Annotated in this window: 16 protein-coding genes and 1 pseudogene; 4 read left to right on the top strand and 13 right to left on the bottom strand. The window is 42.8% G+C overall.

Annotated features, from left to right (window positions below; translation table 11 throughout):
• Positions 1 to 209: 209 nt before the first annotated feature.
• From NWP21_RS13860 to NWP21_RS13850, 3 genes are all read right to left on the bottom strand, one after another.
• A complete protein-coding gene (locus NWP21_RS13860; RefSeq protein WP_280793136.1) occupies positions 210 to 854 on the bottom strand; it encodes an IS607 family transposase in 645 nt (214 codons plus the stop codon).
• A 236-nt stretch (positions 855 to 1,090) separates the two neighbouring features.
• On the bottom strand, positions 1,091 to 3,028 hold the full coding sequence (locus tag NWP21_RS13855; protein WP_280793135.1) for an SPFH domain-containing protein: 1,938 nt from the start codon (positions 3,026 to 3,028) through the stop codon (positions 1,091 to 1,093).
• Between the two features lie 28 nt (positions 3,029 to 3,056).
• Positions 3,057 to 3,716, bottom strand: coding sequence for an OB-fold-containig protein (locus NWP21_RS13850; protein ID WP_280793134.1), 660 nt, complete (start codon positions 3,714 to 3,716; stop codon positions 3,057 to 3,059).
• Positions 3,717 to 4,136: 420 nt separating this feature from the next.
• On the opposite strand from NWP21_RS13850, the gene NWP21_RS13845 reads away from it, so the two are divergent.
• The 3 genes from NWP21_RS13845 (at position 4,137) to NWP21_RS13835 (ending at position 9,310) form a co-directional block, all read left to right on the top strand.
• Positions 4,137 to 6,524 carry an endonuclease MutS2 gene (locus NWP21_RS13845; RefSeq protein ID WP_271731352.1) on the top strand — a complete coding sequence of 796 codons (2,388 nt, stop codon included), beginning with the start codon at positions 4,137 to 4,139 and terminating at the stop codon, positions 6,522 to 6,524.
• Between the two features lie 696 nt (positions 6,525 to 7,220).
• Positions 7,221 to 7,847 carry a DUF3038 domain-containing protein gene (locus NWP21_RS13840; protein WP_280793133.1) on the top strand — a complete coding sequence of 209 codons (627 nt, stop codon included), beginning with the start codon at positions 7,221 to 7,223 and terminating at the stop codon, positions 7,845 to 7,847.
• 23 nt (positions 7,848 to 7,870) lie between these two features.
• Positions 7,871 to 9,310 (top strand): DUF4335 domain-containing protein, encoded by a 1,440-nt coding sequence (locus NWP21_RS13835; protein ID WP_280793132.1) that lies wholly within the window; start codon positions 7,871 to 7,873, stop codon positions 9,308 to 9,310.
• A 68-nt stretch (positions 9,311 to 9,378) separates the two neighbouring features.
• On the opposite strand, the gene NWP21_RS13830 is transcribed toward NWP21_RS13835, so the two are convergent.
• From NWP21_RS13830 to NWP21_RS13820, 3 genes are read right to left on the bottom strand one after another with little or no spacing between them, the layout of a single operon-like run.
• Positions 9,379 to 9,837 (bottom strand): ferredoxin, encoded by a 459-nt coding sequence (locus tag NWP21_RS13830; RefSeq protein WP_271763125.1) that lies wholly within the window; start codon positions 9,835 to 9,837, stop codon positions 9,379 to 9,381.
• The gene (locus NWP21_RS13825; protein WP_271732480.1) at positions 9,837 to 10,223 is read right to left on the bottom strand and encodes a DUF1257 domain-containing protein; all 387 of its coding nucleotides are present in this window, start codon (positions 10,221 to 10,223) and stop codon (positions 9,837 to 9,839) included. Before NWP21_RS13825 ends, NWP21_RS13830 begins: the two co-directional genes overlap by 1 nt.
• 40 nt (positions 10,224 to 10,263) lie before the next feature.
• Positions 10,264 to 10,473, bottom strand: a complete 210-nt coding sequence (locus NWP21_RS13820; RefSeq protein ID WP_271763123.1) for a DUF2997 domain-containing protein — start codon at positions 10,471 to 10,473, stop codon at positions 10,264 to 10,266.
• A 676-nt stretch (positions 10,474 to 11,149) separates the two neighbouring features.
• Between NWP21_RS13820 and NWP21_RS13815 the strand changes: the two genes are divergently transcribed.
• A complete protein-coding gene (locus NWP21_RS13815; RefSeq protein ID WP_271763122.1) occupies positions 11,150 to 12,154 on the top strand; it encodes a saccharopine dehydrogenase-like oxidoreductase in 1,005 nt (334 codons plus the stop codon).
• 41 nt (positions 12,155 to 12,195) lie between these two features.
• On the opposite strand, the gene NWP21_RS13810 is transcribed toward NWP21_RS13815, so the two are convergent.
• From NWP21_RS13810 to NWP21_RS13780, 7 genes and pseudogenes are all read right to left on the bottom strand, one after another.
• Positions 12,196 to 13,002 carry a DUF6816 family protein gene (locus NWP21_RS13810; RefSeq protein ID WP_280793131.1) on the bottom strand — a complete coding sequence of 269 codons (807 nt, stop codon included), beginning with the start codon at positions 13,000 to 13,002 and terminating at the stop codon, positions 12,196 to 12,198.
• Positions 13,003 to 13,153: 151 nt separating this feature from the next.
• Positions 13,154 to 13,279 (bottom strand): annotated as a pseudogene (locus tag NWP21_RS13805) (heme utilization protein HuvX); the annotation flags it as partial.
• Positions 13,280 to 13,297: 18 nt separating this feature from the next.
• Positions 13,298 to 14,251: a PhoH family protein gene (locus tag NWP21_RS13800; protein WP_280793130.1), complete on the bottom strand. Its 954-nt coding sequence runs from the start codon at positions 14,249 to 14,251 to the stop codon at positions 13,298 to 13,300.
• A 125-nt stretch (positions 14,252 to 14,376) separates the two neighbouring features.
• Positions 14,377 to 14,838, bottom strand: coding sequence for a KH domain-containing protein (locus NWP21_RS13795; RefSeq protein ID WP_280793129.1), 462 nt, complete (start codon positions 14,836 to 14,838; stop codon positions 14,377 to 14,379).
• Positions 14,801 to 15,061, bottom strand: coding sequence for a 30S ribosomal protein S16 (rpsP, locus tag NWP21_RS13790; protein WP_200987113.1), 261 nt, complete (start codon positions 15,059 to 15,061; stop codon positions 14,801 to 14,803). The genes NWP21_RS13795 and rpsP overlap by 38 nt, the downstream gene beginning before the upstream one ends.
• Before the next feature lie 102 nt (positions 15,062 to 15,163).
• The gene (gene ffh / locus NWP21_RS13785) at positions 15,164 to 16,630 is read right to left on the bottom strand and encodes a signal recognition particle protein (protein ID WP_280793128.1); all 1,467 of its coding nucleotides are present in this window, start codon (positions 16,628 to 16,630) and stop codon (positions 15,164 to 15,166) included.
• A gap of 427 nt (positions 16,631 to 17,057) precedes the next feature.
• A partial coding sequence (locus tag NWP21_RS13780; RefSeq protein WP_280793127.1) for a cohesin domain-containing protein occupies positions 17,058 to 18,184 on the bottom strand: 1,127 nt, incomplete at its 5' end.

Below are 18,184 nucleotides of genomic sequence, written 5' to 3'. Positions count from 1 at the left end.
AAATATAATTAGCAATTGGTATGAAGTACAGAGGAATCTATTTACTTCTGTTGTCCGTGAGCATATTTTTGCTAATCTTAATAGCGATCGCATGATCTAGCCATCATAGATCATGTTTTTTGTCAATGCGTAAGTCCTAACTAATACACTGATTGAAGTAATAACGATAAGCGGCAATCCAACGCTTCCAAACTCGATGTAATTCTTTACTAGGAAATAGCCTGATTGTCAATACACTGTTCGGAGGCTGCTTTGTCGATTCCTTGTGACGCGATTTCTTTTTGTAAGTCTTCTTTGATGATTGACTTGTATTTTCTAAGCCCGTATAACCTGCTAGAGAAACAGTGGATGCTCGACAGCATATCTTGTACGAGTTCCTGCTCTGGACTGAGCTGGCGGTCATTGAGAACCACGAGTTCGCACTCAAATTTTGTGCATAACCACCTAACCAATTCAAATCCAAATCGGACAAGTCGGTCAGGGTGGGGAAAGACAATACGTTGGATATCGCCGTCGATGATTCGTTCCAGAATGGCGAGGAATTTTTTCCGTTTAAAATTGAGTCCGCTTCCAACTTCTGAAATAATTTCAGCCTCTGGATATCTTGTGCGTAAGTGTTCAAGTTGTCGTTGCAAATCATCTTGCTGGGAATGAGTCGATACTCGTCCATAGCAAATAGTTTTAATTGTCCGGGGTATTCCGCCAATTTTTTCGACTTCTTCGAGGATGAACCGCCTTTGACCTCCTGGTGTACGGATTGCTTTAAGCTTCTTGCCTTCGTTTTCCCATCTCCTGAGACTCGATACATGGACACCAAGGATTTTAGCTGCTTCCTTGGGAGTGACATGCTGCATTAAGACCTCATTAAATCAACTACTTTTCGTCTAGCGTGATTTAGTAATATTTCCTCGTTTTAAGCAAATAGTTTACAATTAGTTACACCTCAGCGGAAATTTCAATTTTCTGTTTTTACTCATTGCTCTGCCTCCCTGACGGAGAGAGGACTTAAGTCCTCTCTCCGAGCTAGGATATGATGACTGCTGCGCCTGTCATAAAATCTTTTATACTAAGTAAGCGTTCCTAACTATTGTTAACCAATTTCTTTGTTGGTCTGGCTATAAGTTTGTGTTGTCTTGTTAGATAAGTAAACATTACTGTCTGTGTCCTTAATTACTTGATTTTCAGTACGGACTAGTTGGCTAAATTGCCCGATTAATTCCCCTAACTTCCCTTCGTCAAGCAAGGTATTAATTAAGGAAAGCCCACTGGTAGAAAGAAGTAATTTGTTAATATCTTGACTGCTATTTGTACCGTTGGCACCAGGGAATGAGTAAATACGAGTATCTCCTAAAACTCCAGGTTGAGGTGCTAATGCGGTAATAATTTCCGGGAGTTTATCGGCTAATTCCGGCCAAATAGTAGTGAGAATTTTAGCAGATAGGTTAACATTACTGATGGTATTTTCGGCGGCAATTTTCACTTTTAGGGCTTCTGCTTCTGCTAAAACTTGATCGCGGTTAGCTGCGGCGAGGATCCGAATTGACTCAGCTTCTAATTCTGCTGCTTCTTGGGCAATTTCTGCTTGGCGACGACGGCGGAAAGCATCTATTTCTATGATATTGCGATCGCTAATACTCAGCTGTTGGGCGGCCTTTTCCGCTGCAATAGTTGACAAGCGTTTGTCACGTTCGGCTTTTTCAATTTCCCCGGCTGTATTGACTGATTCTTCCGCTTTGGCTTGTTCTGCCTGCGCCATAAAGCTTTCACGTTTTTTGGACGCAATGGCGATCGCAACGTCTTCTTGGGCAATGCGTGTTAATCTTTCTGACTCAACTATTTCTACTTGTGCTTTGAGTCTGCCTGATTCTACCTTTTGTTGACGGTCAATTTCGGCAATTTCGGCTTCTTGTTTTTGCAGGGATTGGGTCACCTTTAACTGTTTGTTTCGTTCTTCCAGAGCAATCTCAGCTTCTATTTGGGTTTGCTGTAAAGCTAATTTTTTGCGAATTTCTTCTTCTGCAACTAATTTATCTTGAATAATTTTAGTTCTTTGTATAGCGGCGGCTTCTTTATCTTTTGCTTCTTGAATTTCCCGTTCTCGCTGTGCCTTCAGTGCCTCTACTTGGAGTTTTTGCGCTAGTTTTGCACTTTCTTTCTCCTGGGCAATTTGTAGCGATCGCTTTTCAGCATCCAGTTCTTTTTGCTCAATTGCTACTTGGGTTGTTAACTCAACTTCCCGTTTTTGTTCAATGGAACGCTGAATAATTTCCGTTCTTAAACGCACACCTTGGGCATCAAAAAAGTTATCTGGGTCATAGGTAACACTTTCTAATATTTCCGAAATTGCAATATTATTGAGGGTTAAACCCACTTTTTTTAGATCTGGTCCTACTAAGTTCAAGACTTCTTGAGCAAAACCCAATTTATCTGAATCTATTTCTGCAATATCCTTGGTTTTAGCTGCTGCTCTAATGGCATCATCAGCACGTTTTTCTAGAGCGTTCTTTATATCTTCCCCAGTAATTTTGTTACCATTCTGAGATAATCTCGCAGCTGCTTTTAAGACATCTTCTTCAGAGGCATTAATACACACATAAAATGTGACTCTAATATCTGCTCTCAGATAGTCTTTAGTACGCACGGCTAGTTTTCCAGTACGTTCTACATCAATAGAAATTTCTCGCAGGGGGACGCGAGTCAGTTGGTGGAATCCTGGTAAAACAATACAACCGCCATAAAGAATTACCGATTTCTTTTTTGTAAACAGTCCCCCAGTTCTGACGAAAGCCTCATTATTGGGTGTGACTACATAAACTCTTGTGTAAGCATACAAACTCAATAAAAGTAATAGGATGAAAGCCCCAATTACTCCTGGTAATACCAATGAACTATGGATTTGAGCGATAGTAGATTGAGTTCTCACTGGGATAGTTTGAACGAGATATCCTGTTTCCTGCTGTTTTGGTTGTAAGGTTTGATGTGTGTTTACAGTTGGCAATGACTGGATAAAAGTTAACCAAAATAACATAATTATGATCCCTATTTGTTCTATTTGTTTAATTTTTATCTTGGTTGATGGAGTTGGCTAGCCAAAGTTGTTCATCACGACTGTTGTGGGCAATCACAACATAATTTTGCTGATTGATTTCAATGACAATTACTGTTTCTCCACGTTTGGGCGACACAGTTGCCCATTTTGGTAAAACCGCACTAATTGTCAAAAAATTTGATTTTCCATCTAGTATGTCTATTTGCCCGATTTTACCTTCCTGTTCACTAGGAATGTAAAAGGAAGTAACCGTACCCAGACAACCAATCAATCGCTCTTTACTAGTATCTTCACCAAACTCAGCGAATATTTTCCCAATTACTTGTGCTATTAATCTCCCCAGTAATAAGCTGATAATTAGCGAAATTAATAATACAGTTCCACTAATAAACCCACTTAAATTACCTTTACTTAGGCTAATCGCCCAACTGTTTAATATCAGCCCTAAAATACCCCACAAACTCAAATCTGTTGCTAGTAACAATATGAGTGGAGCTTTGCCAAGGCCTGTCCATCCTAGTAATTGATCAAGGTTGACTTGGATATCGATATCGTCATCATATTCTACATCTCCATCTCCCCCAATGGAAATGATCAGAAATACAAACAGCAATATTCCCATGCCTAGGAATATCCAATAGGGTAAATTGGCAGGGTTAAATAGCATAAGATTTTGTCGATATACTATGCTGACTAGCTTCTGTGATACCTGTATACAGTTGGCATTAATTGAAATTGATAGTTTTCACATCAGAATATTAGACTATGATTTTGGCTATTTTTTTTCTTTGTACACAAGAATATATTTTTTAATATTTTGTATGAAACTTCTTGAAATATTTAACTAATTTTAAAATCCGTTGTCCGAATAATATTGAGTTGGTTGGGCAGATTTGAGAAACTCTTGTATTTAAATGCCAACTTGACCCTGTTTCAGGCTAGAATTGAAGATAGTTAGCATATATCTGCATAAGAGTCAAGAGGTAGTAATACAGTGGTCTCATGACCCAGTAATTTTTTCTCCTTGAAGAGTGAGTCCTATAGCAGCCAGAATTGTTACAATTCTTTTAGATTAGATATTGAAGCCTTGATCCAGTCTGAAACCTTAGAACTACTCGAATGGCATCGCCTCTGTCAGCATCTTTCCACATTTGCGGCTACTAAACTAGGGGCGATCGCATCACTGCATCTGAAAATACCTGCATCTCAAGCAGAAAGTGAGCAATTACTTGCCCAGACTAAAGAAGTTTACCAACTGGAGAATCGAATGACAACGGGATTGTCATTTGAGGGTGTTCAAGATATTGGCGATTCTTTAGAACGGGCAGAACTTAGCGGTATTTTAGCAGGGGATGAACTGCTAGCGATCGCTACGACCTTGGCAGGGGCGAGAAATTTACGCCGCGTCATTGATAATCAAGAAGATTTGACCGTACTCACACAGTTAGTTGCTGATTTACGGACTTATCCCGAACTAGAGCAGGAAATACACCGATGTATTGATGAACGAGGCCAAGTAACCGACCGTGCTAGCCAAAAACTGGGTGAAATTCGTACAGAAGTACGTAAATTACGCGCTCAAATTACTCAAAAATTGCAAAATATATTACATGCAAAATCGAGCGCAGTTCAAGAACAAATTATTACCCAAAGAGGCGATCGCTTTGTTATCCCAGTAAAAGCACCCCAAAAGGATGCGATACCGGGTATTGTACATGATACTTCTACCAGTGGAGCTACTCTTTATATAGAACCTAATTCTATAGTGCCTTTGGGTAACCAACTGCGACAGACTCTCAGAAGAGAGGAAGTTGAAGAAGAAGCCATTCGTCGGATGCTGACACAGCAAGTCGCAGCAGTCAAAGTAGATTTGGAACGGTTGTTAGCAATTGTGACCACATTGGATTTAGCAACCGCCAGGGCTAGGTACAGTTTTTGGTTAGGAGCTAATCCTCCCAGATTTATTAACCGTGGGGAAAATGAAGTCATTACCCTAAGGCAATTACGCCATCCTCTGTTAGTGTGGCAACAGCAGCATGAACATGGTCAAGGGGTGGTTCCAGTGGATTTATTAATTAGTCCCCATATTCGGGTAGTAACGATTACTGGACCAAATACCGGTGGTAAAACAGTCACTTTAAAAACCCTGGCCTTAGCAGCATTAATGGCGAAGGTAGGGTTATTTGTTCCCGCCCGCGAACCAGTAGAAATACCTTGGTTTGACCAGGTATTAGCTGATATTGGGGACGAACAATCATTACAGCAAAGTTTATCAACATTTTCTGGACATATTCGCCGGATTAGTCGGATTTTGAATGCTTTGAGTCTTGGGGAACAGGCAGATAATACCCAATCCCTCGTCCTTCTGGATGAAGTGGGGGCGGGAACTGATCCAGCAGAAGGTAGTGCTTTAGCGATCGCTCTACTACAATATCTAGCTAATCATGCCCGGCTAACAATGGCCACAACTCACTTTGGTGAATTAAAAGCGCTCAAATATGATGATCAGCGATTTGAAAATGCGTCTGTAGAATTTGATGAAAGCACACTTTCGCCTACCTACCGTTTATTATGGGGGATTCCTGGACGTTCTAACGCCTTAGCAATTGCTCTGCGTTTAGGTTTAAAACCGGAGGTGGTAGAACAGGCAAAAACTCAAGTGGGAGGAGCTACGGACGAAATTAATCAGGTGATTGCTGGGTTAGAAGCGCAACGCCGCAGCCAAGAAACTAAAGCTGCGGAAGCTCAAAGTTTGTTGCAGCAAGCGGAACGTTTATATAAGGAAGTGTCGGCAAAATCTCAAGCTTTGCAGGAACGGGAAAAAGCTTTGCGGATTGATCAGGAAGTAGCAGTACAACAAGCCATCGCTCAGGCTAAAGGTGAAATTGCCCAAGTTATTCGTCGGTTGCAAAAAGGTACACCTAAAGCCCAAGATGCTCAACAAGCAACAGATGCATTAAATCAAATTGCCCAAAAATATCAACCAAAAGCACCAGCAAAACCCAAAGTTGGGTTTAAACCCAAAGTGGGCGATCGCGTGCGGATTTCCCAGTTTGGACAAACAGCGGAAGTTTTAACTGCTCCCGATGAGGATGGTGAGTTCAGCGTTCGCTTTGGGATGATGAAGATGACAGTTAAGCTCGAAGACATCGAATCTTTGGATGGTCAAAAAGCTGAACCAGTAGTTAAACAGAAGCCCGCGGTAGTTCCTCAGCCGGAAAAACCCGCCCCAGCTATTCGCACGTCTCGAAATACAGTGGATTTGCGTGGTAAACGGGTAGCAGATGCGGAAATTATCTTAGATCAGGCAATTTCTGAAGCTACAGGGCCAATCTGGATTATTCACGGACATGGTACCGGTAAATTACGGCAAGGAGTTCACGCCTTTTTGCATCAGCACTCCAGAGTTAGCCACCACCAACCAGCAGAACAAGTAGATGGTGGTAGTGGTGTCACCATTGCTCATATTAAATAATTGACATCTCCCCTGGTTGAAACACAGGGGATTCTAAACTGATGTTGCTACGCAGGCCTAAGCCATGCTACGCAACGTTTACAACGTGATTTACTTAATTTAATAGATTAGGTAAATTACGTCGTTTTGGGACTGTCAAAGCTCCCCTACCCACCTTGGCTAAGGTCATACTTAGCTGTGTGGCTACTTAAGTTGGCATCTTTTGGGTTTTTCACCATATTTGCTGATGTTTTCTTATTTTAAGTGAACAGAAATGCTTTGTAAATACCTGTCAAAACCTTTTTGTTAAGGATACGACAGGATAAATCCTGTTGAGTCACGTTTCATCCCCTCGCGAAAGCGTAGGGGTTCTCACGCTCCCACTATATTCTGATAGGCAATAAATATCATGGGTGCGGGCAAGTAAATTTTTAATATCTAGTTATTAGTTGCTTTTATATAAATTAGCAATTAGCAATTAGATATTAACTAAATTCAGCAATGTTTATTTATACATGAATAAGGAAGCATTTAATTTATCAATAACTTCATGTGTTTTGTCAAGTAAATTGGTGGAAAATTGATTTTCCTCTAGTAAAGTAAGACAAAGACTATTGCTGTTGACTAAATGAGCAAAGCGATGGGAAACCAACCTTAATATTTAAGGGTCTGGTTTCAAAATGGGTAACAGCAACAGACCCTACAGACTGATCACCTATGCTAAACGTTATGCACTCGGCCGCCGATTCAGCCACACCAAATCCTCAGTGGGACGATTTAATTAAGCTTCCAGTCTCAAACACAGTTCAGTGGGAGAATATCAAGACCCAGTTAGACTTGGTGCTGTTAGCGCTAGAAACTTTCACTGGTATTGGTTCCGAAGCTATGCTGTCTGCGGCAATTAACCTGAATTTAGAGTCAAGAGTGCCAGACCGGGTAGCTTTATGGCGATTGCGTCAGTCTAATCCCCTACGCAGGGGACAAGGTGGACGAAAAAAGCTAGATGTAGAAGAAGCTCGAGCAATTGTTCTCATTACCTGCTACCTCGCCAAACAGCACCAGGAATTAATTCGCCGTGCTGTTGGTCTACTGGAAAAAATGGCGGAAAAGAATCGGGAGCAGCGGCTCGCCCCGCTTCGCTATCATCAGGCTGCTTTACTTGGAGATTATATCGATGCTTTCTGTAATACCTACCAAGAACGGATGGAAGAAGACGACCAAATAACCACGGATCTACTCACAAACTTAGCACTAAAACTGCTTGTAGATTTACTGTTTTATAGTGCGCCTGGTGGACACCGCCGTCTCTGGCTAGCACTAATAGAGAGTTCCAATTTTAGATAATCGTCTTCTTGGTCGTTTCTGCTATGCCACCATTTAATTCTGTCATTAGACGCTACGCACGCCCTAACTGTACCCTAGAAATATGGGCGCAAAGTTCGCCGTTGTCCCATTTAATGGGAAAAACTGTGATCAAGCAGCTAACCTTTGAGCTATATTTTGAGGATGCCCAAGGACTAGAAGCAGGTAAAATCGTCATTAGGGGCGATCGCGATCAACTAGAAATTTTGTGTGATGTTGTCACCAACTATGTACAAAAATTTCTACAGCAACCCCCAAATAACTTTTGGCTGAGTCTTTGTGAACCTCAGGATTCCAGTAAAGTATCTCATGATTCAGAGTTCACAGATTTTGACCAGACTCCACTACCCAGCGCTCAAACCTCGAAATCTTTTATCTCCCAAACATCTCAGAGCAAAATCTACTTAGAAGCAGACAATGATGTAACTCATAATCTATTTCTTGGTTCTCTTTCTAACTCAACATCTGGCTCTGTAATTATATTGAGTTTGCTGCAACTTTTCGATTTAGCAACTGCTTTAGATGAGTATTCTGCTGATGTTATGGCCTTACCAAATTTAAATAACAATAATAAACTTTTGCGATTACCAGCTTGGTCTCCCATTGCCGCAGTCATGGTTTTAGGTGTAGGACTTTTACCACTGACTTGGAACTTTGTCAATAATAGGCAAAATCAAACACAGATAGCGAAAACTGCTGTAAAACCGTCTGTGGATGTTCCCACACAGCAACCCGAAGTTACGCCCCCAGGTAATTTGACCTCTCCACAAACCTTAGCCTCGAACTCTCAAATTCCCACTGGCACTTTCCCGGAACTGCCCCTAAAGCCATCTAATTCTAGCATCCTGACTAATCCCTCTTCATCTCTCCCATCTGGGCAGGATCCAGTGTTTCTATCTCAGCCGTTCGCGCAGCGTAGCCTCTCTTCTGGATATACATTACCCAGTATCTCATCAGTTCCCTTGTCTGTTTCCACTAATCCCCAGCCAAATCAGAGTTCTTTGCCATCTTCACCGGTCAATCTACAGCAAAGGGAAAACACAATCAATGGCTCTAGAAATATTCCTACTCAGTCAAATAATAATAATTCATTAGTTGGTAGGTCAACGAGTCAACCGGTAACTCGGACATCGGAAACTTTGGCCGCCGGTAGTCAGTTATTTGATATCCCTCAAGTAGCAGAAGCTCGAGAAATATTTACAAAGCGCTGGCAGCCACCTAGTGGATTTACACAAACACTAGAGTACAGCTTAATGGTTAATGATAATGGTAGCATTGACAAGATTTATCCCATAAATCAGGCTGCGAGAATATTCATTGAGGATGTGGGGATGCCTGAAATTGGTAAACCCTTTGTCTCTGCCAATAAAAATGGAGAAATTATCAGAATTCGAGTCCTTCTCAGCCCTGATGGCAAAGTTCAAACATTTGCAGAAAATGAATAATAAATAAGCCGATACCCGACTTCTTGAAGAACTCGGGTATCTTATAGAGGTTTTCTGATGACAAATTATTAAGAGTTTTTTGGGGGTTTTAACTTTTGTTTTTTACGCCGCCGTTGACTAGTAGATACAGCCTGTTCCACTGGATACCCGGCAATAGGTATTACCTGATATTTCCGCTCTTCTTCTAACTTTTTCAGTTCAGTGTAATCAACCCAATGGATGCAATCAACTGGACAAGTATCAATTGCCTCCTGAATGACTTCCTCTGAATCAGCATCTTGACGAATCACGCGCGATCGCCCATAATCCGCTTCAATATAGAAGGTGTTACGGGCAACATGAGCGCAGTGTAAGCAGCCAATGCAGGTGATTTCGTCTACGTAAACACCCTTTTGACGCTGAAAACCACCCAATTCCGGCTCTAAACCAGAGCGTTCTGGCTCATCCCGTAAGAAACCGCCTAACTCTGGTTCTGCACCGGAACGGTTGTTTTCTTCTTCTGACTGCGACGGCAGAAAATCAGCCATTACGCACTCCAGCGTTGTACTACTAAGCGAATTGAGCCATCTGGATTTTTTTGTTGTTCTGCAACTTCAAAGCCTACACGAGCTGTTTCTTTCACCACTGTTTGGTAAGCATAGCGTTGGGTTACTTGGCGTAAGAACCCATCCACAGATAAGCCCTGTTGCCAATATTGCAAGTCAGCCACCAATTCATATTCTTTGCCATTCCATCTAAAGCCGATGTCATAGCCATTTTCCTGCTCAATAGTGACTTCCGCAGGATGGGTTTGACCGCGATAGCCACGGACTTCCCGGGGTCCGGGTTTCCAGTCTATGCCCAATTCAGTGAGTGCATCTTTTAAAGAGTCCAGGTTACGGATTTGAGTCTTAATTTGGCTAAAATGTGACATGGCAGTGATTAATAAATGAGACTAAACTGTGAGGAAAAACTTACCAATCGCTGTATGTGGCTTGGGTATTAGCCACTGTGGATTGTTGCAACTGAGTCGCAAAAAATTCTGAGGTTGGCTCATGACTAAGTACTTGTCCTAGCTGTGCTTCTATTGCTGCTGTGACCTCAGCGCATGAATTGCCGATAATGCCAGTGACTTTTTCTTGTACCCGACCGTCTGGATAGATGATGAACTCTAATGTCTCCATACTTTTGGCCAACCATGATACGACTTTTGAACTTGACCGCCTGAGCAGCCGGCTAAAAATATAGCCCTGGGAACATTATTATTTAGATACAAACTTGGCATTTGCTAACTAATGTTCCATCTCTCAAAATATATATCTCAGAATCTTTACAAAATTTATTATTATTATAAGCACATACATCACTTATTAGTTAGTTTCTCTTAACCTCACTAATTAGTCAAGCTCACGATTGCTGTGAAAAAATGGGTAATAAAAACCCTGAAAGCCAGCTATAGCAGTAGTTTAGGTCTTTTTATGCTTCACAAAAATATACTTTTTATTGAAAAAGTTTATCATTACCATTGAATATATATTATTCTGTCCATAGATAACTTCAATGTGTGTGCTTTTACCCAGTGGCATTATTTAATATCTGCGCTTTGGGATACAATGCGATCACTTGATAGTACATATGTATTAAACGCTCTAGTTACTGCTTTTTAGCAAAGCTAATAATAACAAATACCTATTAAATATTTTGGCACAGAGGTAAGTTAAATAATAAACATCCCTGTCTTGGTATCCAAGGTCAAATCAGCAAAATATTCTCATAAAAAAAGCATTATTCAGCTAACGAAACCAGGATAATGGAGCATAATTAACCTTTATAGCCATCAGCTAACACGGTAAATTCACTATGAATACACAACTAACCAAGCAACCTATCCGCGTCGGAGTTCTGGGTTTTGGTGGACTGGGACAAGCAGCCGCAAAACTTCTCTCCAGCAAAGGGGAAATGATCTTAGTCGCAGCAGGGGACCAAAAAGGCTACGCTTACTCTACAGAAGGTTTAAATACTCAACAATGTATTCAAACTTACCAGTCTCAAGGTTCTGTGGGTTATTTAGAACCATTTGGGACATTAAGCAATAGCAGCATTCAAGATTTAATTGCGACTCATCAGCCTGTAGATGGTTACTTTCTCGCCTTACCCAACCTCCCTAACGATTTCATCCCCTCAGTAGCCCAAGAGTTTATCAAATCTGGTTGGCGGGGTGTGTTAGTGGATGCTATTAAACGCACCAGCGCAGTAGAACAACTTTTGTCAATGAAAGCAGAACTACAAGCAGCCGGAATCACTTATATGTCTGGATGTGGTGCTACACCTGGATTATTAACAGCGGCGGCGGCTTTAGCAGCCCAAAGCTACGCCGAAATTCACAAGGTAGAAATTACCTTTGGTGTCGGTATTGCTAACTGGGAAGCTTATCGGGCTACAGTTCGGGAGGACATTGGCCATATGCCTGGTTATACTGTAGAAAAGGCTAGGGCAATGACTGACGCACAAGTAGAAGCCCTACTAGATAAAACCAATGGCGTGTTGACTTTAGAGAATATGGAACACGCTGATGATGTGATGTTAGAATTTGCCGGCATTTGTTCGCGCGATCGCGTTACAGTTGGTGGTATAGTTGACACTCGCAATCCTAAAAAACCTCTCAGCACCAACGTTAAAGTTACAGGACGTACCTTTGAAGGTAAGATTTCCACCCATACCTTTACCTTAGGAGATGAAACCAGTATGGCGGCGAATGTTTGTGGTCCGGCCTTCGGTTATCTTAAAGCTGGTAAACAATTACACGACCGCGGTATTTATGGGATTTTCACCGCAGCCGAAATTATGCCCCAATTTGTGAAATAAGCTGCTAGGGGCTAGGCTCTAGCCCCTTCTGATATTTGTCCTCAGTTTGTGGGTGAAAATTCTAAGCGATACCGATAGAGGGCCACTGGATGAGAAGCCGCTCTAAAGTAATTTGGGTCTTGGGGTGAAAGATAAACAGCAGTTACTTGATCTGCGACGACGGTAGGATATGATGTAGCCAATTTATTGTAAGCTGTAGTTGATTCTACGGTATTGAAATATGGACGCGAATCACCTTTAAATAGTTGTTGAAAAACTTCCGATGTGATAAAATTACTATCAGAGGTGGTTTCTGTAGCGCGGGCGCTAATGATAGAAACTAATTGGCGATCGCAAACTTTAGCCGTCAAGCATTCCCCACGTAAACGGGTAATTTGGCGATTAGGTGAATGTGGGTCTATTTTCACTGATAAAACAGCTTCTTCACCTAAATAAGCCTTGGCCAAATTTAAACTATTAAATTTTCTATCTGCTACCACAACTGATGATTGCTCGGCAATTTTCGGAATCAATTTTAACCCACTGCTAGGGGGTTTTTGTCTAATAAAACGCACGAAAAAACTCACAGGTTGATTTAGTTGTTCGCGATTGGATTCAAATCCCGGGGTGACTATATCCGGTGCTAAAGGTGCAACCAAATCTACTAATGTACTTGTCACCTTCCATGAACCAGCCATCCAATCAGGATAAACCAAATCTCCTTGAGCAGTTTCCACAGATGTTATCTGTTCCCACTGGGGAAAATTTGCCAGGCGTTGAGACAATTCTCCTGCTGCTGCCGTACCATTGCATCCGAGTAGGCAGAAAATAACTAAGCTAAAAGTGCAAATCGCCCTGAGACTCAGCATGAATTTTATGGGATTTTGAAAGTGCTGATATTTTGATTGCTGTATAAATCAGAATGAATTAACCACGGATCTAGACACCTTAGCGGCTATGGCTATAGGCTACACAGATGTTTTTGTAGTTTAGCATTTACATCGGTAGAGGTTGCCAAACTTACCCATATTGTTGCTGTAAACTTTGCCAAGCTTCAAGTCCAGGTTGATATTCTCCGGGTTTACCCCATTGCAAAAATAAACTTAAAGCAACTTCCTGCTTGTCGTCTAAAAATCGAATTGCATAATTCATCATTATTGTTCCTTAGCTTTCGTATTTTTCATAAGCAGCGACAATGCGTTGAACCAAGGGATGGCGGACAACATCTTTTTGAGTGAATTCACAAAAGCCAATACCTTCAACATTTTTGAGAACTTGTAAGGCTACAGCTAGTCCGGATTTTTGGTTCAGGGGTAAATCTGTTTGTGTAGTGTCACCTGTAATTACCATCCGAGAGCGGAAACCCAAACGAGTCAATACCATTTTCATTTGGGCGGGTGTAGTATTTTGGGCTTCATCGACAATTACAAAAGCATGGTTGAGGGTGCGTCCTCGCATATAAGCAAGGGGAGCAACTTCAATGACACCACGTTCCATTAAACTGGGGACTTTTTCTTGATCAATAAATTCATAGATAGCATCGTAAAGGGGGCGAAGATAGGGATTAACTTTTTGCTGCAAATCTCCCGGTAGAAAGCCCAGTTTTTCCCCTGCTTCCACAGCCGGACGGGTTAAAATTAACTTTTCCACCTGGTTATTCAGGAGTGCTTGCACAGCAACGACAACAGCCAGATAAGTTTTACCTGTTCCCGCCGGGCCAATGCAGAATGTTAAGTCATGCTTACGGATATCTTGAATGTATTGGCGTTGGCGAAAGGTTTTGGCACGAATTTCTTCACCGCGAAGAGTTTTAGCTAAAACATCTCGCTGTAATTCTTGCAGTTCTCCTTGGCGATGATTATCTAGGGCTTGACGAGCTGTTAAAATATCGGCACTAGAGATAGTGTTGCCCTTAATCCAGATTTCTTCAAGCGATCGCACCAATTGAGCCGCCAGATGAACTTGCGCCTCCGTACCACCAATATGTAGTTCTTGCCCACGCAATACCAAATTAGCCCCTGTTTGCCGGGATAAGAGTTTGAGATTTTCCTCTCTATCACCGCCAAGAGCGATCGCACTGGGAATATTAGGCAGCTGAATGATTAAGGCATCTGCCATAAGTATGTATTGCTTAATTTATGCAATTCGTTTTTTGACAACTAAATTAATTTTAAATTGAGAACTTTTGACAAAAAAACGGAATATCTGAGCGGGATTAAACCAACGCTCAGACTTTCTCTTAGTTAACTAGTGAGTCTTGGTTTGACAACTGGTCTGGGTATATTTACATTTGTGTCTCGTGTTTTAGGTTCTGACGATTGCTGTCCGCGCGCTGCCGAAGGCGATCGCTCTTGCTGGTCGTCCTCAGAAGACATTCCATCTCGACCTAAACCATTGCTGCCGTACATATCCAGGTAGACTGATTGTCCAGCAACTTCCGCCGCAGCCGCAATCACCGTTCTCATTGCCTGAATATTGCGTCCTCCTCGACCAAACACTTTACCCTTATCTTTGGTATCAAAGGCAATGCGAATCCAAACCCGTTTAAGCCCGTGAGCAGTCTCACAATCAATACTTAAACTTTCTGGAGATTCTAAAAATGGCTGCATCAAAAACCTAACTAGCCCAACATAATTGGGACTAGCATTGAGAGATTTAATTCCGGAGTTAAGATGCGGTTGTGGCACTGACCTGTTCAAAAACATTGGCTTTTACTAAAATGCTACGGACGGTATCAGTGGGTTGGGCGCCTTGTTGGAGTCGCTTGACGATACCGGGAACATCTAGTCGCACTTCATCAGTTCTGGGGTTGTAGAATCCCAGTTCTTCCAGGGGACGGCCATCACGGCGAGCAAGGCTGTTAATGGCGATAATGCGGTAACTTGCTTCCCGCTTTTTGCCGTATCGCTTCAAGCGCAATTTAATCATGGTTGAGGAACAATTCTCCTAATCGTATTGGTTGGTACTAAAATGACAATTTTAGCACTTGCCTAGCATTAGCTGCTAGGAATCATGAACGGTGGAAAAATTCTAAAGATTGCCGAAGCCCTTCTTCTTTTTATCTTTGTTCTTTTTCTTCTTCGTGGTAGCACCGCTATTATAACCCCGCCATCCAGGAGCCGAGGGAGGATTAGCACCACCGGCAAAAAGATTGCCCATACCGCCGCCGCCAAACATTCCTGGCATTCCCGCCGGCATTCGACCTTGACCCATTTGCTGCATCAGACCGCGCATTTTTTGGAAATCAGCCACTAATTTACTCACATCTGGCTCTCTATAACCAGATCCCTGAGCGATGCGCCGCCGCCGACTCGGAGAACTCGCCAATAAATCCGGGTCTTGGCGTTCTTGGCGGGTCATGGAGTTAATCATGGACTCGCAGCGCTTGAGCTGGGTTTCTCCCTCCTTAAGTTTGTCATCGGAAATCTTGTTCATACCCGGAATCATCTTGATAATCCCGCCTAATGAACCCATATTTTTCAACAACCGCAACTGCTTGAGGAAGTCATTAAAGTCAAACTTTGCTGAAAGGATTTTATCCTGCATTTTTTCAGCATCGGCCAGGTCAAATTCTTCCTGAGCTTTTTCTACCAGAGAAAGAACATCACCCATACCCAGAATCCGGGAAGCCATGCGGTCAGGATAAAAGGGTTGTAGCGCCTCCACCTTCTCACCTACACCCACGAATTTAATGGGCGCTCCTGAAATTTGTCGGACTGACAGCGCCGCACCACCACGGCTATCACCATCTAATTTGGTCAGAATCGCCCCTGTAATGCCGATTTGTTCGTGAAAGGTGCGGGTGAGATTTGCAGCCTCTTGACCAGTCATAGCGTCTACAACTAGCAAGGTTTCATGAGGTTGAACAGTAGCTTTGATGCGGGCTAGTTCCCCCATCATCTCCTCATCAATTTGCAGACGGCCAGCGGTATCAATAATTACTGTGTTCACACCCTCCGCCTTGGCACGTTCCACACCTTGGCGGGCTATTTCTACCGGGTCTGCATCACTTCCCATCTCAAACACTGGGACGTTAATTTGCTTACCCAAGGTCAGTAGCTGGTCAATAGCGGCTGGGCGGTATACATCTGTGGCTACCAATAAACAGGTACGCTCTAATTTCCGTAAATGTAAGGCTAACTTAGCAGTAGCTGTGGTTTTACCAGTACCTTGTAACCCAGCCATTAACACAATTGTTGGCTTCTGCTCAGTCTCGGCCAGGGGAACATTTTCCTCCCCCATGACGCGCACCAATTCATCGTGAACAATTTTGATAAATTGCTGGTCAGGTCGCACACCAGTCAGCACTTCGGCTCCCTGTGCTTTGGTTTCGACTTCGCCAATAAAATCTTTAACTACCTGGAGATTGACATCTGCTTCCAACAAGGCGCGGCGTACTTCCCGCAAAGCATCTTGAATATTGGATGGAGATATTTTGTCCTGTCCCCGTAGCTTCTTCCAGGCACTTTCTAAACGTTCAGATAAAGCATCAAACATAATGTAATTACAGGTAATTCGCCAATGGGTAAGCCCAAACCACCCCGGTTAAAACCTTCTGGGGCGATTTAGAATTTACGGTCAAGTTGTCGCGTGCTATTTACAGCTTAGTAGTTTTTATCCCGACTTGAACAATTCACTAGTATTGCCTTCTAACTGTGTGCCATTAGTGGGAGCGATCGCTAGGCTGGCGGGATCTTGAGTGGTGAGCACTCCATCGGTTAAAGTCCCCACTTGCTGCTCAATAATTTGTGCTGTAACTAAATCTAAAAAGCATCAAGACCTGGTACAGCAACATTAGCAAAACAATTTGACTACCCTATCTAGTGAATCTGTTTATTCAGACTCAAGTATTTAAAAGGTTTAGGGATGTAGCGGTAAAAACCCCCACATTCAAATCCTATGATACCCTCCTTTCAATATGCTTCTATACAGGAAGTTGGGTAACAGGAAAACCTACCGATCGTTGGGCTACACGAGCAGCATCCAATGCAGACAATACTCCGTTACCTGTAATGTCTCCCAGAATAAGCGGATCAGTGACTGGGAAGGCTTCAAATCCTGTATCCAACCCTACACTTACCCGTGCAATCAAGGAGGCATCAAAAGCGCTGTACCCTTGATTTCCTGTGGTATCTCCGAAGTTTGCTACTAGTTGGACTGCACTATCTCCCACCAATCCAGCACCTGGAATGATTCGTAATAAACCAGAATTACCGTAGCTCGCACTCTCTGGGACCTCAGCTGTGAGGAAAATTAAATCGGTGTTATTGCTCAGAGCAGGTCCAGCCAGGGTAAACACAGCTTGTCCGGTTAAAGGATCAATGGTATTAGAGGTGAAATTCCAACCCGATGATGGAGCTACATTTGCTTCCGTAATATTCAGGATACCCGGATCATATTGCAAGGTGAAGCTAATATTATCAACACCGTTGGGGTTACTTATCCGGATGGGTAGACCAATGAGGTTATCCCCCGCGGGAACATCTACACCTTGACCCGGTGCGCGGCTAAAGTCAGGTAAGCTCAGGACTGGTGCTGTCTGGCTCTCCACCGTAAATTCCAATTGAAATTGACCACCGGGAGTACCATCACGATCTACATCGATTAACTCACCGTTAGTATAGACCAAGCCATCTGGGCGGCTCTCCAGGGTCAGGGTGTAACTACCCGGTTCTAGGATATCACCAGTCTTAACAAAGGTGAGGGTCTTAGCAGTTTCATCCCAAATCAGTGAGCCATTGATGATATTTCCGGTACCATCTCTGAGGGTGAGGTCTGGTGAATCAGTAACTGGGGCGAGTGGGTCGGCTACATCTAATCCGCTGTAAAGGTTAAGGACACTGAGATTTAGGTCATCATCGAATGTCAAGACAAATCCGCTGCTAGTCTGTGTCAATACTTCAGCGGTGATATCTACCCCAAAGGTAAAGGCAGGGGATGTACCGATATTGCCGGCTGTATCTGTTTGGGTGGCGGTGATGTTTTTACCTGTTCCCTGTCCAATGGTGGTGATGTTGGCTGGTGTCAGGCTGTAGGTGAAGTTGCCATTTC

It is taken from the genome of Anabaenopsis sp. FSS-46, from assembly GCF_029891665.1.
Lineage (GTDB): Bacteria > Cyanobacteriota > Cyanobacteriia > Cyanobacteriales > Nostocaceae > Anabaenopsis > Anabaenopsis arnoldii.
The sequence above is the reverse complement of the archived record's forward strand: the minus strand, read 5'-3'. Positions and strand labels throughout refer to the sequence as shown.